Raw genomic sequence first — 21,024 nt, 5'->3', positions numbered from 1 at the left:
CAGGGCGCATAGATGCTAGCAACAAACGCGAAGAAGTGTAAAGAATTTTGACACTTCTGCGTTGCTGCGCCGTAACAACACCCCTGAGACCGCGACACGGGAGCTCATTTATAATGCGCGGTCAATTCACTCGCCTGGATACCCGATGCGCTGGGTTCTCTATCCGATCGCGGCGCTGTTCGCGCTCGCGATCCTCGGGGCGGCCACGCTCGCGGCAGTGTCGCTTTACGCCTGGCCAAACCTCCCCTCCCTGGAAACGCTGACCGACTACCGCCCCCGCATTCCGTTGAGGGTTTATACCTCCGACGGTCATCTGCTGGGCGAATTCGGCGAGGAGCGTCGTGACGTAGTTCGCATAGCGGACGTTCCGCCGGTGCTCAAGCAGGCCATCCTCGCCGCCGAGGACGAGCGCTTCTACGAGCACCCCGGGATCGACATCTTCGGCATCGCGCGCGCGGCGCTCGCCAACCTGTCCACCGGCGGCCGCGGCCAGGGCGCCTCGACGATCACGATGCAGGTCGCGCGCAACTTCTTCCTGTCGCGCGAGAAGACCTTCAACCGCAAGCTCTACGAGATCCTGCTCGCGCTGAAGATCGAGCGCAGCCTGAGCAAGGACCAGATCCTCGAGCTCTACATCAACCAGATCTACCTCGGCCAGCGCGCCTACGGCTTCTCCGTCGCTGCCCGCACCTACTTCGGCAAGCCGCTCGAGGAGATCACCCTGCCCGAGGCGGCGATGCTCGCCGGCCTGCCGAAGGCACCCTCCGCCTTCAACCCGGTGGTCAATCCGGCGCGCGCCGCGGTGCGCCAGCAATACGTGCTGCGGCGCATGAAGGAAGCCGGCTTCATCGACGCCGCCGCGCTCGAGGACGCGCTCGCGGCGCCCCCGGTGGGTCGCGAGGGCGCTGCACGGACCGCCGCCGCCAGCGTCGAAGAGCGCGCCGACAACGCCTACCGGCCGACGGTGCATGGCGACTACGTGGCCGAGATGGCGCGCCAGATCGCGGTCGAGCAGTTCGGGGAACAGGCGTACGAGCTCGGCATCCGCATCGTCACCACGATCACGCGCAAGGACCAGGAGGCGGCCTACGCCGCGCTGCGCGAGGGCGTCACCGACTACGACCGCCGTCATGGCTACCGCGGCCCGGAAGCCTTCGCCACCCTGCCCGAGGGCGCGGTCAGCGACGAACAGCTCGACGAGGCGCTCGGCGAAAGCCACGACTACGACGACCTGCTCGTCGCGGTGGTGACCGAAGCCTCGACCAAGGAAGTGAAGGTCTACCGTCGCGGCGAGCACATCCGCATCGCCGGCAGCGGCCTGCGCTTCGCCGCCCCGATGCTCGCGGCGAAGGCGCCGCAGAGCCGGCGCATCCGCCGCGGCGCGATCGTGCGCATCCGCGATCTCGGCGACAAGGGCTGGGAGATCACCCAGCTGCCACAGGTCCAGTCGGCGCTGCTGTCGCTCGACCCCAACACGGGCGCGGTGCTCGCGCTGGTCGGCGGCTTCGACTTCGCGCGCAGCAAGTTCAACCATGTCACCCAGGCGCAGCGCCAGCCGGGCTCGAGCTTCAAGCCCTTCATCTACTCCGCCGCGCTCGAGCGCGAGTTCTGGCCGGGCAGCATCCTCGACGACGCACCCCTGTACTTCCCGCCCGGCACCACCGGCTCGCAGGCGTGGGAGCCGAAGAACTACGACGGCCGCTTCACCGGACCGATCACGATGCGCGATGCGCTGGTGCGCTCGAAGAACATGGTGTCGATCCGTCTGCTGCAGGCGATCACGCCCGGCTATGCGCAGGACTACATCGGCCGATTCGGCTTCGACTCGGCCAAGCACCCGCCCTACCTGACGATGGCGCTCGGCGCCGGCACCGTGACGCCGTGGGAAATGGCGACCGGCTACGCGGTGTTCGCCAATGGCGGCTACCGCATCGAGCCCTACATCGTGAAGGAGATCCACGACGCCGAGGGCCGCGTGCTGGCCCGCACCGATCCGCCGGTGGCGGGTGAAAGCGCGCCGCGCGTGATCGACGAGCGCAACGCCTGGCTGATGGACTCGATGATGCGCGACGTCATGAGCCGCGGCACCGGGACCCGCGCCCGCACGCTCAAGCGCTCGGACATCGCGGGCAAGACCGGCACCACCAACGACTATGTGGATGCCTGGTTCGCCGGCTACAACCCGGACGTGGTCGCGGTGAGCTGGATGGGCTTCAGCCAGCCCAGGAACATGGGGCGCGGCGAGACCGGCGGCGCGGCAGCGCTGCCGATCTGGATCGACTACATGCGCGCCGCGCTCGAGAGCAGCCCGCAACGCGAGCGCCCGCTGCCGCAAGGTCTCTCGAGCTCTCGGGCAAGCGGCCGCACCGACTACTACTATGCGGAGAATCCGCTCCCGGTCGCGCCCACGCCCGAGGTCCCCGACTGGCTGCGAGAGATGTTCGCGAGCGACAGCCAGCCGGTGCAGGAAGCGCCCCAGGAGGCGATTCCGCCAGTCGCGCCAGCACAGCAGGTGCAGGTGCCGCGGATGCAGATGCCGGCGCCGGTCGAGGAGCGCACGCCGGTCATCATCCGGCGCTGAAAACGCCGCCGGTCGCGGGGTTCAGCCCTGCGGCCGGAGGGTCACCGGGGTGCCCGACTGCGCCCCCACCAGCGCCGACAGCAGCGCGTAGAGTTCCTGCCCGTCGCGGGTGTTGATCCAGTGTCCCTGCTCGGGCCGGAAGTGAAACCCGCCCGAACGTGCCGCCACCCAGATCTCGCGCGCGGCGACGTGGCGGTTGATGATCATCTTGCTGCCGTCCTCGAACTCGAGCTCGAGGATTCCCCCGGGCTGCTGCTCGATGTCGACCTCGGCCCCGCAGGCGTCGACCGCCGCCTCGATGCGCGCCAGCTCGGCCTCGGCGAGCACGTTGAATGCAGATTCTTCCATGCTGACTCCTTCTGTTAGCATTCCCGCTTTGCCCTGAAAATTGGCCATGCGAGCAACGCTCATTGCACTTGCGCTCGGTGCGGCGGCGCTGTCCGGCTGCGGGATCAAGGGTCCGCTCTACCTGCCCGAGGTGCCGCCCGCCCGCCCGGCCGCGGACCAGGCCCCGCAGCCCCAGTCTCCCGCGCCCGCACCGGGCGCCGATGATAACAAACCCGACCTCAGCGAAAGCCCGATTCGATGAACACTCCCCAGACAGCCCCTGCCCTGCCGATGCCCACCCTGCGCAGCATCGACGGCATCCTCCACGTCGAAGACCTCGCCCTGCCGGCGATCGCCGAGCGCTTCGGCACCCCCACCTACGTCTATTCGCGCGCGGCCCTCACCGCCGCCTTCGAAGCCTGGCGCGAGGCCCTCGGCGACCGCCGCTCACTGGTGTGCTACGCGGTCAAGGCCAACTCCAACCTCGGCATCCTGTCGGTGTTCGCCGCGCTCGGCGCAGGCTTCGACATCGTCTCCGGCGGCGAGCTGGCGCGCGTGATCGCGGCCGGCGGAGATCCCGCCAAGGTCGTGTTCTCCGGCGTCGGCAAGCGTCGCGAGGAGATGCGCCAGGCGCTCGAGGCGGGCATCGGCTGCTTCAACGTCGAATCCGCCGCCGAGCTCGAGCGGCTCGATGCGGTGGCGGGCGAACTCGGCCGCAAGGCGCCGATCGCGCTGCGGGTCAATCCGGACGTCGACCCCAAGACCCACCCCTACATCTCCACCGGACTCAAGAGCAACAAGTTCGGCGTCGCCTTCGACGAGGCGCTGACGCTGTACCGCCGCGCCACCAGCCTGCCCAACCTGCACATCAGCGGCATCGCCTGCCACATCGGCTCCCAGCTGCTCGACCCGGCGCCGATGGCCGAGGCGGGGCAGAAGGTGCTCGGCCTGGTCGACCAGCTTGCCGCCGAAGGCATCACCCTCGAGCACATCGACCTCGGCGGCGGCGTCGGCATCCGCTACCGTGACGAACGGGCGCCCACCGTGGCCGACTACCTCGCGCCGCTGCTGGCGGTGTTCGCCGGCCGCAGCGAGACGCTGTGCTTCGAACCGGGTCGCTCGCTGGTGGGCAACGCCGGCCTGCTGCTGACCCGCATCGAATACCTCAAGCCGGGCGAGGAGAAGAACTTCGCGATCGTCGACGCGGCGATGAACGACCTCGCCCGCCCGGCGCTGTACGACGCCTGGCACGAGGTGGTGGAGGTCGCGCCGCGCGCGGCCGACGCCGCGCGCTACGAGGTGGTCGGGCCGATCTGCGAGAGCGGCGACTTCCTCGCCCACGACCGCAGCCTCGCGGTCGCCGAGGGCGACCTGCTGGCGATCCTCTCGGCCGGCGCCTACGGCATGACCATGAGCTCGAACTACAACACCCGCCCGCGTGCGGCGGAGGTCATCGTCGACCGCGACCACGCCCATCTGGTGCGCGAGCGCGAGACGGTGGCGGCGCTTTACGCGGGCGAGCACGCACTGCGCTGAGTCAGTCGCCGGCCTCGGCCTGCGGGTGCGCCCTCAGGCGCTCCGACTCCTCGTACAGGGCGCGGCCGAAGGCCTTCCACGCCGGCCCGCCGCTGGTGAGCACACCGACCTGGGCGCTTTGCTGCATCGTCATCAGCATCAGCGATGAGAGGGCGAACAACTCGCCCTTGTGGCGCACCACGTAGTCGGGATTGCGCAGCAGGCCCAGACGGCACTCCGCGGTGCAGCTCAAGGCCTCGCGCGCGAGTTCGCGCAGGCGCGCCCGGTCATCCCAGTCGATGCCGATGGCGATGCCGCGCTTGACGATCTCACGCTCGAGCTCGAGCGCGGTGCGCGCAAAGTGGCCGAATCCGCTCATGTCCTTCCATACAGACTCGCCCGCGAACCCCGGCGGGGATGTGCGGGCCGGGGTAGCGCCTTAGAATGCGGGGCTGCCACCGGATTGAATGACGTAAACGCGGGATTGTACCCCTTCTCTGGTGCACCGCCGCAAACAGTTCCGACACGCCCCTCCACCCCCCTTGCCAACCGAGCACGATGCAGTTGCCGTTCATCATCCGCCCCCCCGCCAGGCGCCGTGGCGCCGCCCTCCTGCTGCTCGCCGGCTGGCTTTCGAGTGCGAGCGCCGCGTTGCCGACGCCGGTCCGCCTCGCCCTCGACAATGCACGGATCCCCGCCGATGCGGTCGCCGTGTGGGTGGCGCCGGTCGGCGCGCCGGCGCCCACGCTCGCGGAGAACGCCGGCCGGCCGATGAACCCCGCCTCGGTAATGAAGCTGGTGACCGCCTTCGCAGCGCTCGAGGTGCTCGGCCCGGCGCACCGCTGGCGCACCCGCATCGCCCATACCGGCACGGTTCGCGACGGCGTGCTGGAAGGCGATCTGCACCTTGTCGGCGGCGCCGACCCGGTGCTCGGCTACGAGCGCCTGTGGAAGTTGCTGCGTCGGCTTCGCGCGCTCGGCATCGAGCGCATCGCCGGCGACATCGTGCTCGACGGCTCGGCGCTGCACCTGCCGCCGCACGATCCCGACGCCTTCGACGGCAAGGGCCTGCGCCCCTACAACAGCGGCCCCCACGGCCTGCTGATGCATTACAACACGCTGCAGCTCGGCCTCTTTCCCGCGGAAGAGACGGGCGCACGGGTCACGGTGGCCGCCGAGCCGCCGCTCGCCGGGCTCAGCATCGACAACCAGCTGCGCACCACGAACGCGCCCTGCGGCGTGTGGTACCGCGACCTCGAGGCGAGACTGGAACCGGGCCGACGCCTGCTGCTGACCGGCAGCCTGCCGGCGAGCTGCGGCGCGCGCAACTGGAGTGCGGCGCCGCTACCGCCGGCGGAATTCGGCGCCGCGCTGGTCGCCGGGCTGTGGTCGGAGGTGGGCGGTCGGATCCAGGGTCGGGTGCGCAGCGGTGTCGTGCCGCCGGCGGCGCGCACCCTGTTCACCGACGAATCGGCACCGCTCGCCGAGGTGGTGCGCGAGATGAACAAGTGGTCGAGCAACGTCATCGCCCGCCAGCTGCTGGCCAGCCTCGGCGTCAGCCCGCTGGCGATGTCGGCGCCAGTCGCCGAGTCCGACACGGTGAGCCGCGGCGCCCGCATCGCCGCCGACAGCCTCGCCGCCGCGGGGATCGCCAGCGGCGGCCTGGTGATCGAGAACGGCGCCGGCCTGTCCCGCATCGAGCGGGTGCGCGCCGACAGTCTCGGCCGCCTGCTGCAGACGGCCTGGGCGCGGCCATGGATGCCGGAGTTCATCGCCTCTCTCCCGGTCGCAGGCCAGGACGGCACCGCGCGCCGGCGGCTGAGCGACAGCCCGGCGCGCGGCCAGGCCCACATCAAGACCGGCACGATCAACGGCGTGCGCGCGATCGCCGGCTATGTGCTCGACCGCCACGGCGAGCGCCATGCGGTGGTGATGATGGTGAACCATCCCGATGCCGGTGCCAGCCAGGCGGCCCAGGATGCCCTTATCGAATGGGTGTGGAGCGCCGCCGCCGACTGATGCGCCGACGGCGCGGCGCTCAGATCGGCAGCGTCGTGCGCTGGAGCAGCGCCCACCAGCCACGCACCACCCGGTACAGCACCCACAGGCCGGCGGCGATGATCAGCAGGAATGCGAACGGCAGGCCGATGATGGTGATGAACAGCAGCACGGCGACCGCGATCCAGAGCAAGGCGAACCAGAAGGTGCGGATCTGCCAGCGGAAGTGACTCTCGAGCCAGGTGCCGCGCACCGCGCCCTGGTTCCAGTAGTTCAGGACCACCGCGGCGATCGACGGCAGGCTGGCGACGAAGCTGCCGATGATGGTGGCCGAACCGACCACGCCGGTGAACACCGCGAAGGCGTGCAGCGCGTAGATCAGGTGGGTCAGGGTGACCATGTTCTCGGTAGGCTGGCCGGTCTGCAGCGGGGCGGGAACGGGATTGCTCATCGAATCTCCTTCGTGATGCAGGATTGCGCGGCCGGGCGGCCTCGCCGTCAAGATACCTCAGACCCGCGGCCCGCGCAGTCGTTCAGTTGCAATGCAGCAAGACGTCCGCCGCGGCCGATCTCAGAGGCCGAACTCGGTCCACCGCTCGTCCACCCTGCGCCTGACCGCCTCGTCCATGACGATCGGTCGGCCCCACTCGCGATTCGTCTCGCCCGGCCACTTGTTGGTCGCATCGAGCCCCATCTTGCTGCCCAGACCGGCCACCGGGCTGGCGAAGTCGAGGTAGTCGATCGGCGTGTTGTCGACCAGGGTGGCGTCGCGGGTGGCGTCCATGCGCGTGGTGAGCGCCCAGATCACTTCCTTCCAGTCGCGGATGTTGACGTCCTCATCCACCACGATGATGAATTTGGTGTACATGAACTGGCGCAGGAAGCTCCAGATGCCGAACATCACCCGCTTGGCGTGGCCCGGGTACTGCTTGCGGATGCTGACCACGGCGAGGCGGTAGGAGCAGCCCTCGGGCGGCAGGTAGAAATCGACGATCTCGGTGAATTGCTTCTGCAGCAGCGGCACGAAGACCTCGTTGAGCGCGAGGCCGAGCATCGCCGGCTCGTCGGGCGGCTTGCCGGTGTAGGTGCTGTGGTAGATCGGGTCGCGCCGCATGGTGATGCGCTCGATCGTGAACACCGGGAAGTCGGCGACCTCGTTGTAGTAGCCGGTGTGGTCGCCGTAGGGGCCCTCCGGCGCCAGGTCGTCGGGCTGGATGACGCCTTCGAGCACGATCTCGCTCGAGGCCGGCACCTGCAGCGCGCTGCCGATGCACTTCACGAGCTCGGTCTTGGCGCCGCGCAGGAGGCCGGCGAACTGGTACTCCGAGATCGAGTCGGGCACCGGCGTCACCGCGCCGAGGATGGTCGCCGGGTCGCAGCCGAGCACCACCGACACCGGGAAGGGCTCGCCCGGATGCGCGCGCTGGTGCTCCAGGAAGTCGAGCGCGCCGCCGCGGTGCGCGAGCCAGCGCATGATCACGCGGTTGCGGCCGATCACCTGCTGGCGGTAGATGCCGAGGTTCTGGCGCTTCTTGTGCGGCCCGCGCGTCACTACCAGGCCCCAGGTGATCAGCGGCGCGGCGTCGCCCGGCCAGCAGTGCTGGATCGGCAGTTTCGCCAGGTCGACGTCCTCCCCCTCCCACACCACCTGCTGGCAGGGGGCGGAACGGACCTCCCTGGGCGCCATGTTGAGCACCTGCTTGAGCACCGGCAGCTTCTCCCAGGCGTCCTTCAGGCCCTTGGGCGGCTCGGGCTCCTTGAGGTAGGCGAGCAGCTTGCCGACTTCGCGCAGCGGCGTGTTCCAGTCGCCGTCGGCGACGTCCTCGCCCATGCCCATCGCCACCCGCTGGGGGGTGCCGAACAGGTTGGCGAGCACCGGAATCGGCTGCGGCACGCCTTTCGTCATCGGCTGCTCGAACAGCAGGGCGGGGCCACCGGCGCGCAGCACGCGGTCGGCGATCTCGGTCATCTCGAGATGCGTGTCGACCGGAACGGTGATGCGCTTGAGCTCGCCGCGGGCTTCGAGCTGGGTGATGAAGTCGCGCAGGTCGTCGTATTTCATTCAGGCGTCTCGTCAGTGTGGGTCGTGTTCGGGAAGAGGCATCGTCCGCCGGCGGCGTTCCCTGACCGGGGGCGGCGTAGGAGCGCAGCCCCCTGCGCGATTGCGGCGCTTGTGCCAGCGACGCGGGTGTTTTCACCCTGGGGCAGGGCTCCTACGGTGCCTTCGGCCAGCCGCTGTAGGAGCCCTGCCCCCAGGGCGATAGCAGCGGTTTTCACGGCTAGGGCGCCGCAATCAGGCACGGGGCTGCGCTGCTACATCGCCGGTGGGCTTGTCCCGGTGGCGTTCAGCGGTGGGCGTTGATCGCGTCGCGGGTCTGGCGTGCGAGCTCGCGGGCGGCCCGGCCGAAGTCCTCGCCCTTACCGGCGTAGAGGATGGCGCGCGAGGAGTTGATCATCAGGCCGGTGCCTTCCGCGGTGCGGCCCGCGGTCAGGGTGGCGGCAATGTCGCCGCCCTGGGCGCCGATGCCCGGCACCAGCAGCGGCATGTCGCCGGTGAGTTCGCGCACGCGCGCGATTTCGGCGGGGAAGGTCGCGCCCACCACCAGGCCGCAGTTGCCGCTCGCATTCCATTCATCTGCGACCAGGCGGGCGACGTGCTCGTAGAGCTTGAGGCCGCCGCCGACCTCGAGGAACTGCAGGTCGGAGCCGCCCGGGTTGGAGGTGCGGCAAAGCAGGATGACGCCCTTGTCGCCGTAGGCCAGATACGGTTCGACCGAATCCCGGCCCATGTAGGGATTGACCGTGATCGCGTCGGCGTCGAAGCGCTCGAAGGCCTCGACCGCGTACTGCTCCGCGGTGCTGCCGATGTCGCCACGCTTGGCGTCGAGGATCACCGGGGTGCCGGGATGCCTGGCGTGGACGTGCGCGATCAGCGCCTCCAGCTGGTCCTCGGCGCGATGCGCGGCAAAGTAGGCGATCTGCGGCTTGAAGCAGCAAGCGAGATCGGCGGTGGCGTCGACGATCGCGGTGCAGAATTCGAGGATGGCGTCCGGGCGGCCCTGGAGGTGAGCGGGGAACTTCGCCGGATCGGGGTCGAGGCCGACGCACAGCAGGCTGTCGCGCTGCTGCCAGGCGGCCTTCAGGGCGGTCATGAAATGCATGGAGAGGTCCTGGATGGGTGCGGCACGAATGATAAGCCCGATCGCCCACCCAGGGCGCGCGCCCGCACCGCGGCGGGCCTCGCGGACGGCGTCAGATGCCGAGGATCTTCATCGCCTTGGCCAGCGTGTCGACCGCCTCCTGATGCTTGCCGGCCTTGTGATAGACCTCGCCGTCGATGCGGTACTGCTTCACCTGCGCCAGCTGCTGCTGGCTGATCTGCGGATTGCCGGAGAGCGCCTCATCGATCTTCCTCATGTCCGCCGGGCAGTGGAAGGCAAAGGCGGAGCTGGAAAGCAGGGCGGCGCACAGCCCTGTCACGAGCGTGGTGACTTTCATCCTGGTCTCCTTGGGGGGCGGGCACCTGCCCGCTTCCTGTTGACCTGGCCGTGCGCGTCGGGTTTCGCCCGCCGCGCGATCAGCGCGAAAGCAGGTCGAGCACCAGGCCGGCGAAGATCACTCCGCCGACCCAGTTGTTGTGGCGGAAGGCCTTGAAGCAGGGGGCGCGCTCGCGGCCCCGGATCAGGGTGTAGTGATAACCGGCGAGCACGCTGGCCGCGAGCAGGCCGAGGTACCACGCGACGCCGAGCCCGACCATCGCGCCCACCACCGCGAGCAGGGCGAAGGTGGCCGCGTAGCACAGCATCACCGCCAGCACGTCGTAGCGGCCGAAGGTGATCGCCGCCGTCTTGAGGCCGATCTTGAGGTCGTCCGGGCGGTCGACCATCGCGTATTCGGTGTCGTAGGCGACCGACCAGAACACGTTCGCCAGCAGCATCACCCAGGCGACCGCCGGCACCTCGCCGAGCACCGCGGCGAAGCCCATCGGGATGCCGAAGCCGAAGGCCATGCCGAGATAGGCCTGGGGGATCGCGAAGAAGCGCTTGGTGAAGGGATACGTGGCGGCGAGGAACAGCGCCGGCACCGACAGCGCGATCGTCAGCGTGTTGAGCTGCAGCACCAGCAGGAAGGAGACGAAGGCGAGGAAGGCGGCGAGCGCGAGCGCCTCCGCCGGGCTGACTGCGCGCACCGCGAGCGGCCGGTTGCGCGTGCGCTCGACGTGGCCGTCGAAGTCGCGGTCGGCGTAGTCGTTGATCACGCAGCCGGCCGAGCGCATGAGGAAGGTGCCGAGCACGAAGATCACCAGCACCTTGAGCGGCGGGAAGCCGCCGGCGGCGATCCACAGCGCCCACAGCGTCGGCCACAGCAGCAGCAGGGTGCCGATCGGCTTGTCGATCCGCATCAGGCGGACGTAGTGCTGCAGGCGCGTAGGAAGGTTCTCGGTCAGGGTCATCGGATCACTTCGGCAGATCTAGGATTGCGGGAAGGAAGAACTCGCTCACCATCAGCGCGCGGCCGCGAAAGCGGAACACCGAGCGGCGCGCCCACAGCGACTGCGGCAGGGGTGCATCGTCGCCACCGGCGCGCAGGGCGGCGCTCGCCCGATGATAGCGTGCATCGCGGCGATCGACCCGGGCGCAGGCCAGCGGCGCACGGGAGATCGCCGGGGTGGCGAACAGCAGCGCGCCCAGCGGGCGGTTGCCGATGCCGCGCAGCAGCCGCCAGGCCCCGCGCACGTTGCCGGGCGGCAGCAGCGAGCGCGCGAACACCACCGGCCGGCCGTCGGCGATCAGCAGCACCTCGCGGATCCGTGCCAGCTCCCCCGGGCGCATGCCGAGCAGCGCCGCCTCGTCGGGGCACGGCCGCCCCAGCCCCTGGCGCAGCACCTGCACGCGAAACTCGCCGCAGCGGGCACGGATGCGCGCGGTGAGCGAGCCGGGATCGGTGAGCCACGGCCGCAGCGCGGTCGGCGCGCTTGCACGCGGCGGCGTGCGATGCCAGGTTTCGTGGTGGGGACGGGGACGCATGGTTGGGCTGACGGGCAAGGCCGGCATCTTAGCCCGCCGCCGCCGCCCCGGCCAGCGCCGACGGCCGCGCCGGGCGGCGCGCTCAGGCCCGCAGCAGCGCCTCGCGCCCGCCCAGCCAGCGCGCCAGCAGGCGCTCGGCGAGCACGGGAGATTCGGCCAGCAGGCGCTCGGCGAGCGCGCGCGCCGGCTCGATCAGCGCGGCATCGGCCTCGAGGTCGGCGTAGCGCAGCAGCGGCAGCCCGCTCTGGCGCGCGCCGACGAACTCGCCCGGCCCGCGGATGCGCAGGTCCTCGCGCGCGATGACGAAGCCGTCGGTGTTCTCGTAGATCACCTTCAGGCGCTCGCGACCGGTCTGCGACAGCGGCTGGGCGTAGATCAGGATGCACACCGACTCGGCGCTGCCCCGCCCCACCCGCCCGCGCAGCTGGTGGAGCTGGGCGAGACCGAAGCGCTCGGCGTGCTCGATCACCATCAGGCTGGCGTTGGGCACGTCGACGCCGACCTCGATCACCGTGGTCGCCACCAGCACGTCGAGCTCGCCGGCGGCGAAGGCGGCCATCGTCGCCGACTTCTCGTCCGCCTTCAGGCGGCCATGCACCAGCCCCACGCGCAGCCCGGAGAGCGCCGCCGACAGCGCCTCGAAGGTCTCCACCGCGGTCTGCAGCTGCAGCGCCTCGGACTCCTCGATCAGCGGGCATACCCAGTAGGCCTGGCGCCCGGTGCGGCAGGCGGCATGGACGCGCGCGATCACCTCCTCGCGGCGGCCGTCCGACACCAGCTTGGTGAGGATGGGCGTGCGCCCCGGCGGCAGTTCGTCGAGCACCGAGACGTCGAGGTCGGCGTAGTGCGTCATCGCCAGCGTGCGCGGGATCGGCGTCGCCGACATCATCAGCATGTGCGGGCGCAGGCCGTCGGCGCCCTTCTCGCGCAGCGCCAGGCGCTGGCGCACGCCGAAGCGGTGCTGCTCGTCCACCACCGCGAGTGCGAGCCGCGGCAGCGTCACCGGGTCCTCGATCAGCGCATGGGTGCCGACCGCGAGCTGCAGTTCGCCGCTCCTGAGGCGTTCGAGCTCGGCCTCGCGTTCGCGCTTGCGGCGGCTGCCCGACAGCCAGGCGACCTCGAGCCCGAGCGGCGCGAGCCAGCCGGCGAGCTTGCGCCAGTGCTGCTCGGCGAGGATCTCGGTGGGCGCCATCAGCGCGGCCTGGTAGCCGTTCTCGACCGCCTGCAGCATCGCCAGCGCGGCGACGATGGTCTTGCCGCTGCCGACGTCGCCCTGCAGCAGGCGCTGCATCGGGTGCGACGCCGCGAGGTCGGCGGCGATCTCGGCGGCCGCCCTCGCCTGCGCGCCGGTGAGGCGAAAGGGCAACTGGGCGCGCAAGGCGGCGGTGAGCTGGCCGCGCGCCGCCAGCGCCACCGCGCCGCGCGCGCGGCGGGCGTTGTAGGCACGGCGCAGGGAGAGCTGCTGCACCAGCAGCTCCTCCAGCTTGATCCGCCGCCAGGCGGGATGTTCGCGGCACTCGAGGGCGGCGGGGTCGGCGTCGGGCGCCGGGTGGTGGAGCGCACGCACCGCCTCGGCGAAGCCGGGCAGGCCGAGCACGGCGCAGGCATCGGCCGGCAGCAGCTCGTCGAGTCGCACCGTGGCGAGTGCGCGATCGATCAGCTTGCGCAGCGTGGCCTGGCCAAGACCGGCGGTGGTCGGGTACACCGGCGTCAGCGCCTGCGGCAGCCCCTCCCCGGCAGCCACCGGGCGCACCCGCGGATGCACCATCTCGTCGCCGAAGAAGCCGCCGCGCACCTCGCCGAACAGCCGCACCCGCTGGCCGACCGCCATCTGCTTCTGCTGCGAGGGGTAGAAGTTGAGCCAGCGCGCGACGAGGATGCCGGAGTCGTCCTGCACACGGGCGACGAGCTGGCGGCGCGGCCGCAGGACGACCTCGCAGGCGACCACCTCGCCCTCCACCTGAGCGGGAAAACCGGGCCGGGCGGCGGCGATCGCGGTCAGCCGCGTCTCGTCCTCGTAGCGCAGCGGCAGATGGAGGACGAGGTCCTCCGGCCGGCGGATGTCGAGCTTCGCCAGACGCCCCGCCAGCTGCGGTCCGACGCCCGGCCAGCCGGCGGCCGGCGGGCTCTGCGGCATCAGCCGAGGACGAGCACCGCGTCGGCCTCGACCACCGCGCCGCGCGGCAGCGCCTTCACGCCGACCGCGGCGCGCGCCGGATAGGGCTCGTCGAAATAGCGCGACATCACCGCGTTGACCGTGCCGAAGTTGGCGAGGTCGGTCAGGTAGATGGTGAGCTTGACCGCATCGGCGAGCGAGCCGCCGGCCGCCTCGGCGACCGCCTTGAGGTTGTCGAACACGCGCACGGTCTGCGCCTCGAAGCCCTCCACCATCTGTCCGGACGCGGGGTCGAGGCCGATCTGGCCGGACAGGTAGACCGTGTCGCCAACCTTGACCGCCTGTGAATAGGTGCCGATCGCGGCGGGCGCGTTCGGCGTGGAGATGATGATGCGGCTCATTGGAGGGCTCCTGCTGACGAATGGGAAACGGCGATTGTAATCCGCCCGCGCCCGCTGCCGGCATGTGGCCGGGCCCCGGATCTGCGGCACAATGGCCGCCGTCCCCCGCAAGCGCACCGCTTCCCAATGATGACGTTCGACTTATCGCTGCTGCTGTTCTGGCTCAAGAAGATGGTCGCCGTGCTGGTGCTGCCGCCGCTGCTGCCGCTGCTGCCGATCGCGCTCGGCCTGCTGCTGCTCGGGCGCCGGCGCCGGCTCGGCATCGCCCTCGCCTGGGGCGGCGTGGTGCTCAACCTGCTGCTGGTGCATCCGATCAGCGTCGGCTGGCTGCTGAACGGGCTGGAGGCCGAGCGCGCGCTCGATGCGCGCTCGATGCGCGCCGCCGAGGCGATCGTGATCCTCGGCGCCGGCAAGCGCACCTATGCGCCCGAGTTCGGCGGCGAGACGGTGAATCGCCTCGCGCTCGAGCGCCTGCGCTACGGCGCCCGGCTCGCGCGCGAGAGCGGCCTGCCGGTCTTGGTCACCGGCGGCGCACCGACCGGCGAGATCGCCGAAGCGAGCCTGATGGAAGAAGCGCTGCGGCGCGATTTCGGCATCGCGGTGCGCTGGCGCGAGACCGCGTCGCGCGACACTCGCCAGAACGCGCAGTTCTCCGCGGTGCGGCTGAAGGCCGCCGGGGTGAACCGCATTCTGCTCGTCACCCATGCCGCCCACATGCGGCGTGCGCAGACCGAGTTCGAGGCCCAGGGCCTGACCGTGATCCCCGCCCCCACCGCCTGGCTGGGCAGCCGGGAGGACGGCGATCGCGTGATCAGCCTGGTGCCGAGCCAGCACACCGCCTACGCCGGCTGGTACGCGCTGCACGAGTGGCTCGGCCTGCTCGCCTACCGGCTGAGCCGCTGAGGCCGGACGCCGCCGCTCAGGCCCCGGTGAAGCCCGGCTTGCGCTTGTCGAGGAAGGCGGTGACGCCCTCGGCGAAGTCGGCGCTCGCGCTGCAGCGGGCGAAGGCCTCGGCCTCGCTCTGCAACTGGGACTCGAGCTGGTTCGAGGGCGCCGCGGCGAGCAGGGCCTTGATTTCCGCATAGGCGCGGCGCGGCCCGCGCTTGAGGCGGGCGACCAGCTTGTCGACCTCGACATCGAGTGCGGCCCCGGCGACGCAGCGATTGACGAGGCCGAGGCGCTCGGCTTCGGCGGAATCGAAGCGGTCGCCGAGCAGCAACAGCTCGGCGGCCTTGCGCCGGCCGAGGATCTGCGACAGAAAGTAGGACGCCCCGCCGTCGCCCGACAGCGCGATCGCCGCATAGGCGGTGGTGAACTTCGCGTCGTCGGCGCAGATCGCCAGGTCGCAGCCGGCCATCAGCGACAGGCCGAAGCCGGCGCAGGCCCCGCGCACCTTCGCGACCACCGGCTGACGCAGCTGCTGCAGCATGACCACGGTCGGGTTGATGTACTGCTCGATCATCGCGCGGAAGGCGGCGTGGCGGGCCTGCGGCGAGAGGTGGAGCTGCGTCGCGAAGTCCTTCAGGTCGCCCCCGGCCATGAAATGATCGCCTGCGCCGGTGACGACGACGACGGCGACGTCATCGCGCCCCGGCAGCGTGCGCACGCAGGCCTGCAAGTCCTGCATCATCTCCACCGACAGCGCGTTGAGCGCGTCGGGGCGGTTGAGGGTCAGGGTGGCGACGCCGTCGGTGACGTCGAGCAAAGCGGTTCCGGCCATCTGGATCGTTCTCCTGTCTGTTTCGAGTACCGATAAAGCCGCTGCCCGCGCCCCTCGCAGGGCGAAGGGGGCGGGCAGCGGGCTGATGCGGGTTGTGGCGCGCGCGCCGCTCAGCCGCCGAAGTCGTCGAGCATGATGTTCTCGCGCTCGACGCCGAGGTCGAGCAGCAGCTTGATCACCGCCGCGTTCATCATCGGCGGGCCGCACATGTAGAACTCGCAATCCTCGGGCGCCGGGTGGTCCTTAAGGTAGTTCTCGTACAGCACGTTGTGGATGAAGCCGGTGGGACCTGTCCAGTTGTCTTCCGGCAGCGGATCGGACAGCGCCAGGTGCCAGGTGAAGTTCGGGTTCTCCGCCGCGAGTTCGTCGAAGTCCTTCACGTAGAAGGCCTCGCGCAGCGAGCGCGCACCATACCAGAAGCTGATCTTGCGCTTGCTGTGCAAGCGCTTGAGCTGGTCGAAGATGTGCGATCGCATCGGCGCCATGCCGGCGCCGCCGCCGATGAAGACCATCTCGTTGTCGGTCTCGCGCGCGAAGAACTCGCCGAACGGGCCATACACGGTGACCTTGTCGCCCTTCTTCAGGTTGAAGACCCACGACGACATCTTGCCCGGCGGAATGTCGTCACGGCCCGGCGGCGGCGTGGCGACGCGGATGTTGAACTTCACCACACCCCGCTCTTCCGGGTAGTTCGCCATCGAGTAGGCCCGGATCACGGTCTCGTCCACCTTGGAGACGTAGCGCCAGATGTTGAACTTGTCCCAGTCGCCATGGAAGCGCTCCTCGATGGCGAAGTCCTTGTAGTGGACAACGTGCGGCGGGCACTCGAGCTGCACGTAGCCGCCGGCGCGGAAGTCGACGTTCTCGCCCTCGGGCAGGCGCAGGGTGAGCTCCTTGATGAAGGTGGCGACGTTGGGATTGGACTCCACCGTGCATTCCCACTTCTTCACCCCGAAAACCTCTTCGGGGACCTCGACCTTCATGTCCTGCTTGACCGGGGTCTGGCAGGACAGGCGCCAGCCTTCCTTGGCCTCGCGCTTGGTGAAGTGCGACTCTTCGGTGGGCAGCATCGAGCCACCGCCCTCCTTGACCACGCACTTGCACTGCGCGCAGGTGCCGCCGCCGCCGCAGGCCGAGGGCAGGAAGAGGCCGCTTTCGGCGAGCGTCTGCAGCAGCTTGCCGCCGGCGGGAACGGTGAGCGTCTTCTCGCCGTTGACGTCGATGGTAACGTCGCCGCTGGCGACGAGCTTGGAACGGGCGAACAGGATGATCACCGCCAGCACCACCACGGTGACGGTGAACATGCCGATGCCCAGGACGATTTCGGTATTCATCGTTTGACTGCCTCCTTACAGCTGCACACCGGAGAAGGACATGAAGCCCAGCGACATCAGACCGATGGTGATGAAGGTGATGCCCAGACCCTGCAGGCCCTCGGGCACGTCGCTGTACTTCAGCTTCTCGCGGATGGCCGCCAGCAGGGCGATCGCCAGGCCCCAGGAGAAGCCCGAGCCCAGGCCATAGACCACCGATTCGCCGAAGGTGTAGTCTCGCTCCACCATGAACAGCACGCCGCCCATGATCGCGCAGTTGACCGTGATCAGCGGCAGGAAGACGCCGAGCGCGTTGTAGAGGCTGGGGACGTACTTGTCGAGCAGCATCTCCAGGATCTGCACCGTCGCCGCGATGATGCCGATGAAGGACAGCAGGCCGATGAAGGACAGATCGACGTCGGGCAGTCCCGCCCAGGCGAGCGCGCCATCGGCGAGGAAGGTGTGATAGACGAGGTTGTTGAGCGGCACGACGAGGGTCTGCACCACCACCACCGCGATGCCCAGGCCGATCGCGGTCTCGACCTTCTTCGAGATCGCGATGAAGGTGCACATGCCGAGGAAGAAGGCCAGCGCCATGTTCTCGATGAACACGGCGCGGATGAAGAGGCTCAGATAGTGTTCCATCAGAACGCCTCCTTGCGCACCTGCGGCGCCATCTTGAACTGCGTGTGCTCGACCTGCTCACGCTTCCATTCGCGCAGCCCCCAGATCAGCAGGCCGATCAGGAAGAAGGCCGAGGGCGGCAGCAGCAGCAGACCGTTGGGCTGGTACCAGCCGCCTTCGGTCACCGGCTGCAGGATGGTGATGCCGAACAGCTTGCCGGCGCCGAACAGCTCGCGCACCACGCCGACCGCGATCAGCACCAGGCTGTAGCCGAGTCCGTTGCCGAGACCGTCGAGGAAGGAAAGGAAGGGCGGGTTCTGCATCGCGAAGCCCTCGGCGCGGCCCATCACGATGCAGTTGGTGATGATCAGGCCGACGAACACCGACAGCTGCTTGGACAGGCTGTAGGCGAAGGCCTTGAGGGTCTGGTCGACCACGATCACCAGCGAGGCGATGATCACCACCTGCACGATCATGCGGATCGAGCTCGGGATCTGCGCCCGGATCAGCGACACGAACAGGTTGGAGAAGGCCGTCACCAGCGTGAGCGCGACCGACATCACCAGTGCGGTGTTGAGGTTGGTCGTCACCGCCAGTGCGGAACAGATGCCGAGGATCTGCAGCGCGATCGGGTTGTTGTTGAACAGCGGATTGAGCAGGACTTCCTTCGGAGTGAGCTTGGCCATGATCACGCCTCCTTCGAACGCAGCTTGGCGAGGAAGGGGCCGAAGCCCTGTTCGCCGAGCCAGAAATGCAGCAGGTTATTCACGCCGTTGCTGGTCAGTGTCGCACCGGCGAGCGCGTCGACCTGGTAGGCCGCCATCGCACTCTGCGGATCGACGCCGCCCTTGACGACCTGCACCGCGACCTCGCCCTGCTCGTCGAACAGCCGCTTGCCCTCCCACTGCCCGCGCCAGCGCGGGTTGTCGACCTCGCCACCGAGGCCGGGGGTCTCGGCATGCTCGTGGAAGCCGAGACCGACGACGGTGTTGAGGTCGCCCTCGAGCGCCATGAAACCGTGCAGCGTGGACCACAGACCGTAGCCGCGGATCGGCAGGATGAGGGTCTCGATTTCGCCCTGCGCGCCCTCGATCAGGTACACCGTGGTGAAGCGCTCGCGACGCTTGATCGAGGCGATGTCCTCGCCCGCGGCGAGCACGGTGGACAGCTGCGGGTCCTTGGCCGCCTTCAGCGGGTCGAAGGTCACGGGGTCGAACTCGTCGGCGAACTCGCCGGTTTCGAGATTCACCAGCCTGGCCTTGATGGTCTCGCCGAAGAGCTCGCGCACCTGCGCCGCGGGCAACTCCCGCCCGCCCATGCCGGCGATGGCCGCGATGCTGCGCTGCTTGTCGAGCAGGCGGTTCTGCGTCTGCAGCGGCTTCAGCGAGACCGCCGCCCCCGCCACGAACACGGAACTGACGAGGCTGACCGCGAGCGCCACCAGCAGGGTGCGGGAAGTGGATTCCTTATTGGACATTGCGCGCCATCCTCCGCTTGACGTTGGCCGCGATCACGAAGTGGTCGATCAGCGGCGCACACAGGTTGCCAAACAGGATCGCCAGCATCATGCCCTCGGGGAAGGCGGGGTTCACCACCCGGATCAGCACCACCATGACACCGATCAGCGCGCCGAAGATCCACTTGCCGGTATTCGTCATCGAGGCCGACACCGGATCGGTTGCCATGAAGATCATGCCGAAGGCGAAGCCGCCGAGCACCAGGTGCCAGTGCCAGGGCATGCCGAACATCGGGTTGCTGTCGGAGCCCAGGGCGTTGAACAGCAGGCTCATGCCGATCATGCCGAGCATGACGCCGGAGACGATCCGCCACGAGGCGATCTTGGTCAGCAGCAGCACCGCGCCGCCGATCAGGATCGCGAGCGTGCTGGTCTCGCCGATCGAGCCGTGGATGGTGCCGACGAAGGCGTCCATCCAGTCGATCCCGCCGGCGACGATCTGGCCCACGCCGCCGGCGGCGCCGAGCGACAGCGCGGTGGCGCCGGTGAAGCCGTCGACCGCGGTCCACACCGCGTCGCCCGAGATCTGCGCCGGATAGGCGAAGAACAGGAAGGCGCGACCGGTCAGCGCCGGGTTGAGGAAGTTCTTGCCGGTGCCGCCGAATACCTCCTTGCCGATCACCACGCCGAAGCTGATGCCCATCGCCACCTGCCACAGCGGGATGTCGGGCGGGCAGATCAGCGCGAACAGCACCGAGGTGACGAAGAAGCCTTCGTTGACCTCGTGGCGGCGGATGGTGGCGAAAAGCACCTCCCAGAAGCCGCCGACGATGAAGGTGACCGCGTAGATCGGCAGGAAATAGGCCGCGCCGTGGATGAAGTTGTCCCACAGGCTCGCCGGATCGAAGCCCGCCAGGGCGCCGATCAGGGCGAGTCGCCAACCCTCCTGCCCCGCCATCAGCCCGGCGTCGGCGGCGAGGATGGTGTTGGCCTGGTAGCCGACGTTCCACATGCCGAAGAACATCGCCGGGAAAGTGCACAGCCAGACGATGATCATCATGCGCTTGAGGTCGAGACCGTCGCGCACGTGGGCGGTGGTGCGGGTGACGCTGGCCGGGCGGTACATGAAGGTGTCGGCCGCTTCGTACAGGGCGTACCACTTCTCGAAACGCCCGCCCTTTTCGAAATGATGCTCGATGCTGTCGAGCCAGGAGCGCAGACTCATGCTCAACCCTCCTTCTCGATGCGCGTCAGGTTGTCCCGCAGGATGGGGCCATACTCGTACTTGCCGGCGCAAACGTAGCTGCACAGCGCGAGGTCTTCCTCGTCGAGCTCCAGCGCGCCGAGCTTCTGCGCCATCTCGGTATCGCCCACGATCAGCGAACGCAGCAGCTGGGTCGGCAGCACGTCGAGCGGCATCACCTCCTCGTAGTTGCCGACCGGCACCATCGCCCGCGGGCTGCCGTTGGTGGTGGTGGTGAAGTCGAAGCGGCGACCGCCGAACAGCTTGGACACGAAGATGTTCATCACCGAGTGCTTGTTGAAGCCGGCGCGCAGGAAATGCATGAACTCGCGATCGTTGCCCTCGCGCAGGCAGGACGCCTGCAGATGGTAGCGGCCGAGGAAGGCGCAGGCGCCGCGCGCTACGCGTCCGCCGAACACCGAGCCCGAGACGACGCGGTTTCGCCCCGCCACCAGCTCGCCGGCGGTCAACTCGTCGAGGTTGGCGCCGAGCCGGGTTCGCACCAGGCGCGGCCGCTCGACCGCAGGGCCGGCGAGCGCGATCACCCGCTCGGTCCACAGCCTGCCGGTGGAGAACAGCTTGCCGAAGGCGACCACGTCCTGGTAGCCGAGGTACCACACCGACTTGTGCGCCCCGACCGGGTCGAGGAAGTGGATGTGGGTTCCCGCCAGGCCCGCCGGATGCGGACCGGCGAAGGCCTCGC

The 21,024-nt window shown here is 69.3% G+C and carries 22 protein-coding genes; 5 read left to right on the top strand and 17 right to left on the bottom strand.

The window, feature by feature from the left end; all coding sequences use genetic code 11:
• Positions 1-145: 145 nt before the first annotated feature.
• Positions 146-2,581, top strand: a complete 2,436-nt coding sequence (locus BB334_RS15830) for a penicillin-binding protein 1A (RefSeq protein ID WP_068809443.1) — start codon at positions 146-148, stop codon at positions 2,579-2,581.
• A gap of 21 nt (positions 2,582-2,602) precedes the next feature.
• On the opposite strand, the gene cyaY is transcribed toward BB334_RS15830, so the two are convergent.
• The gene (cyaY, locus tag BB334_RS15825) at positions 2,603-2,929 is read right to left on the bottom strand and encodes an iron donor protein CyaY (RefSeq protein ID WP_068809442.1); all 327 of its coding nucleotides are present in this window, start codon (positions 2,927-2,929) and stop codon (positions 2,603-2,605) included.
• Positions 2,930-2,975: 46 nt separating this feature from the next.
• On the opposite strand from cyaY, the gene lptM reads away from it, so the two are divergent.
• Both lptM and lysA read left to right on the top strand, forming a co-directional pair.
• The gene (lptM, locus tag BB334_RS18925) at positions 2,976-3,170 is read left to right on the top strand and encodes an LPS translocon maturation chaperone LptM (protein ID WP_083200459.1); all 195 of its coding nucleotides are present in this window, start codon (positions 2,976-2,978) and stop codon (positions 3,168-3,170) included.
• On the top strand, positions 3,167-4,444 hold the full coding sequence (gene lysA, locus BB334_RS15820; protein ID WP_068809441.1) for a diaminopimelate decarboxylase: 1,278 nt from the start codon (positions 3,167-3,169) through the stop codon (positions 4,442-4,444). The genes lptM and lysA overlap by 4 nt, the downstream gene beginning before the upstream one ends.
• A 1-nt stretch (position 4,445) precedes the next feature.
• On the opposite strand, the gene BB334_RS15815 is transcribed toward lysA, so the two are convergent.
• Positions 4,446-4,802: a hypothetical protein gene (locus BB334_RS15815; protein WP_068809440.1), complete on the bottom strand. Its 357-nt coding sequence runs from the start codon at positions 4,800-4,802 to the stop codon at positions 4,446-4,448.
• A gap of 179 nt (positions 4,803-4,981) precedes the next feature.
• Here BB334_RS15815 and dacB point away from each other — a divergent pair, with 179 nt between their 5' ends.
• Positions 4,982-6,442, top strand: coding sequence for a D-alanyl-D-alanine carboxypeptidase/D-alanyl-D-alanine endopeptidase (dacB, locus tag BB334_RS15810; RefSeq protein ID WP_068809439.1), 1,461 nt, complete (start codon positions 4,982-4,984; stop codon positions 6,440-6,442).
• A gap of 19 nt (positions 6,443-6,461) precedes the next feature.
• Here the strand turns inward: dacB and BB334_RS15805 are convergent, their stop codons facing one another.
• The 8 genes from BB334_RS15805 to BB334_RS15770 form a co-directional block, all read right to left on the bottom strand.
• Positions 6,462-6,872, bottom strand: coding sequence for a DUF4870 family protein (locus BB334_RS15805; protein ID WP_068809438.1), 411 nt, complete (start codon positions 6,870-6,872; stop codon positions 6,462-6,464).
• Between the two features lie 120 nt (positions 6,873-6,992).
• The gene (gene ubiD / locus BB334_RS15800) at positions 6,993-8,483 is read right to left on the bottom strand and encodes a 4-hydroxy-3-polyprenylbenzoate decarboxylase (RefSeq protein WP_068809437.1); all 1,491 of its coding nucleotides are present in this window, start codon (positions 8,481-8,483) and stop codon (positions 6,993-6,995) included.
• A 283-nt stretch (positions 8,484-8,766) separates the two neighbouring features.
• On the bottom strand, positions 8,767-9,582 hold the full coding sequence (gene pyrF / locus BB334_RS15795; protein WP_068809436.1) for an orotidine-5'-phosphate decarboxylase: 816 nt from the start codon (positions 9,580-9,582) through the stop codon (positions 8,767-8,769).
• Positions 9,583-9,673: 91 nt separating this feature from the next.
• Complete coding sequence (locus BB334_RS15790; protein WP_068809435.1) at positions 9,674-9,919, bottom strand: hypothetical protein; 246 nt, start codon at positions 9,917-9,919, stop codon at positions 9,674-9,676.
• 79 nt (positions 9,920-9,998) lie between these two features.
• The gene (gene ubiA / locus BB334_RS15785; RefSeq protein WP_068809434.1) at positions 9,999-10,874 is read right to left on the bottom strand and encodes a 4-hydroxybenzoate octaprenyltransferase; all 876 of its coding nucleotides are present in this window, start codon (positions 10,872-10,874) and stop codon (positions 9,999-10,001) included.
• 4 nt (positions 10,875-10,878) lie between these two features.
• Positions 10,879-11,448: a chorismate--pyruvate lyase family protein gene (locus tag BB334_RS15780; protein ID WP_068809433.1), complete on the bottom strand. Its 570-nt coding sequence runs from the start codon at positions 11,446-11,448 to the stop codon at positions 10,879-10,881.
• Between the two features lie 82 nt (positions 11,449-11,530).
• Entirely contained in the window at positions 11,531-13,585 is a 2,055-nt protein-coding gene (gene recG, locus BB334_RS15775) for an ATP-dependent DNA helicase RecG (protein WP_068809432.1), read from the bottom strand.
• Entirely contained in the window at positions 13,585-13,965 is a 381-nt protein-coding gene (locus BB334_RS15770; RefSeq protein ID WP_068809431.1) for a RidA family protein, read from the bottom strand. Before BB334_RS15770 ends, recG begins: the two co-directional genes overlap by 1 nt.
• A gap of 129 nt (positions 13,966-14,094) precedes the next feature.
• Here BB334_RS15770 and BB334_RS15765 point away from each other — a divergent pair, with 129 nt between their 5' ends.
• Positions 14,095-14,868 carry a YdcF family protein gene (locus BB334_RS15765; protein WP_068809492.1) on the top strand — a complete coding sequence of 258 codons (774 nt, stop codon included), beginning with the start codon at positions 14,095-14,097 and terminating at the stop codon, positions 14,866-14,868.
• A gap of 16 nt (positions 14,869-14,884) precedes the next feature.
• Here the strand turns inward: BB334_RS15765 and BB334_RS15760 are convergent, their stop codons facing one another.
• The 7 genes from BB334_RS15760 to nqrA form a co-directional block, all read right to left on the bottom strand.
• Positions 14,885-15,685, bottom strand: a complete 801-nt coding sequence (locus BB334_RS15760) for an enoyl-CoA hydratase/isomerase family protein (protein ID WP_068809430.1) — start codon at positions 15,683-15,685, stop codon at positions 14,885-14,887.
• A 110-nt stretch (positions 15,686-15,795) separates the two neighbouring features.
• A complete protein-coding gene (gene nqrF, locus BB334_RS15755; protein ID WP_068809429.1) occupies positions 15,796-17,019 on the bottom strand; it encodes an NADH:ubiquinone reductase (Na(+)-transporting) subunit F in 1,224 nt (407 codons plus the stop codon).
• A gap of 15 nt (positions 17,020-17,034) precedes the next feature.
• Positions 17,035-17,643 (bottom strand): NADH:ubiquinone reductase (Na(+)-transporting) subunit E, encoded by a 609-nt coding sequence (nqrE, locus tag BB334_RS15750; RefSeq protein ID WP_068809428.1) that lies wholly within the window; start codon positions 17,641-17,643, stop codon positions 17,035-17,037.
• Complete coding sequence (locus tag BB334_RS15745; protein WP_068809427.1) at positions 17,643-18,308, bottom strand: NADH:ubiquinone reductase (Na(+)-transporting) subunit D; 666 nt, start codon at positions 18,306-18,308, stop codon at positions 17,643-17,645. The genes nqrE and BB334_RS15745 overlap by 1 nt, the downstream gene beginning before the upstream one ends.
• 2 nt (positions 18,309-18,310) lie before the next feature.
• The gene (locus BB334_RS15740) at positions 18,311-19,099 is read right to left on the bottom strand and encodes a Na(+)-translocating NADH-quinone reductase subunit C (RefSeq protein ID WP_068809426.1); all 789 of its coding nucleotides are present in this window, start codon (positions 19,097-19,099) and stop codon (positions 18,311-18,313) included.
• Positions 19,089-20,303: an NADH:ubiquinone reductase (Na(+)-transporting) subunit B gene (locus BB334_RS15735; RefSeq protein ID WP_068809425.1), complete on the bottom strand. Its 1,215-nt coding sequence runs from the start codon at positions 20,301-20,303 to the stop codon at positions 19,089-19,091. Before BB334_RS15735 ends, BB334_RS15740 begins: the two co-directional genes overlap by 11 nt.
• Before the next feature lie 2 nt (positions 20,304-20,305).
• Positions 20,306-21,024: NADH:ubiquinone reductase (Na(+)-transporting) subunit A (gene nqrA / locus BB334_RS15730; protein WP_068809424.1), on the bottom strand; the 719-nt coding region annotated here is incomplete at its 5' end.

The organism is Thauera phenolivorans (assembly GCF_001696715.1).
Lineage (GTDB): Bacteria > Pseudomonadota > Gammaproteobacteria > Burkholderiales > Rhodocyclaceae > Thauera > Thauera phenolivorans.
This window is presented reverse-complemented; position numbering and strand designations above follow the sequence as displayed.

Bases quoted from the DNA above. Each gene is read 5' to 3' on its own strand.
- ubiD (WP_068809437.1), bottom strand. From the start codon at position 8,483: ATGAAATACGACGACCTGCGCGACTTCATCACCCAGCTCGAAGCCCGC.
- ubiA (WP_068809434.1), bottom strand. From the start codon at position 10,874: ATGACCCTGACCGAGAACCTTCCTACGCGCCTGCAGCACTACGTCCGC.
- nqrE (WP_068809428.1), bottom strand. From the start codon at position 17,643: ATGGAACACTATCTGAGCCTCTTCATCCGCGCCGTGTTCATCGAGAAC.
- BB334_RS15745 (WP_068809427.1), bottom strand. From the start codon at position 18,308: ATGGCCAAGCTCACTCCGAAGGAAGTCCTGCTCAATCCGCTGTTCAAC.
- nqrF (WP_068809429.1), bottom strand. From the start codon at position 17,019: ATGAATACCGAAATCGTCCTGGGCATCGGCATGTTCACCGTCACCGTG.
- BB334_RS15765 (WP_068809492.1), top strand. From the start codon at position 14,095: ATGACGTTCGACTTATCGCTGCTGCTGTTCTGGCTCAAGAAGATGGTC.
- BB334_RS15805 (WP_068809438.1), bottom strand. From the start codon at position 6,872: ATGAGCAATCCCGTTCCCGCCCCGCTGCAGACCGGCCAGCCTACCGAG.
- cyaY (WP_068809442.1), bottom strand. From the start codon at position 2,929: ATGGAAGAATCTGCATTCAACGTGCTCGCCGAGGCCGAGCTGGCGCGC.
- lptM (WP_083200459.1), top strand. From the start codon at position 2,976: ATGCGAGCAACGCTCATTGCACTTGCGCTCGGTGCGGCGGCGCTGTCC.
- BB334_RS15830 (WP_068809443.1), top strand. From the start codon at position 146: ATGCGCTGGGTTCTCTATCCGATCGCGGCGCTGTTCGCGCTCGCGATC.
- pyrF (WP_068809436.1), bottom strand. From the start codon at position 9,582: ATGCATTTCATGACCGCCCTGAAGGCCGCCTGGCAGCAGCGCGACAGC.
- BB334_RS15760 (WP_068809430.1), bottom strand. From the start codon at position 15,685: ATGGCCGGAACCGCTTTGCTCGACGTCACCGACGGCGTCGCCACCCTG.
- recG (WP_068809432.1), bottom strand. From the start codon at position 13,585: ATGCCGCAGAGCCCGCCGGCCGCCGGCTGGCCGGGCGTCGGACCGCAG.
- BB334_RS15815 (WP_068809440.1), bottom strand. From the start codon at position 4,802: ATGAGCGGATTCGGCCACTTTGCGCGCACCGCGCTCGAGCTCGAGCGT.
- BB334_RS15735 (WP_068809425.1), bottom strand. From the start codon at position 20,303: ATGAGTCTGCGCTCCTGGCTCGACAGCATCGAGCATCATTTCGAAAAG.
- dacB (WP_068809439.1), top strand. From the start codon at position 4,982: ATGCAGTTGCCGTTCATCATCCGCCCCCCCGCCAGGCGCCGTGGCGCC.
- BB334_RS15740 (WP_068809426.1), bottom strand. From the start codon at position 19,099: ATGTCCAATAAGGAATCCACTTCCCGCACCCTGCTGGTGGCGCTCGCG.
- lysA (WP_068809441.1), top strand. From the start codon at position 3,167: ATGAACACTCCCCAGACAGCCCCTGCCCTGCCGATGCCCACCCTGCGC.
- BB334_RS15770 (WP_068809431.1), bottom strand. From the start codon at position 13,965: ATGAGCCGCATCATCATCTCCACGCCGAACGCGCCCGCCGCGATCGGC.
- BB334_RS15790 (WP_068809435.1), bottom strand. From the start codon at position 9,919: ATGAAAGTCACCACGCTCGTGACAGGGCTGTGCGCCGCCCTGCTTTCC.
- BB334_RS15780 (WP_068809433.1), bottom strand. From the start codon at position 11,448: ATGCGTCCCCGTCCCCACCACGAAACCTGGCATCGCACGCCGCCGCGT.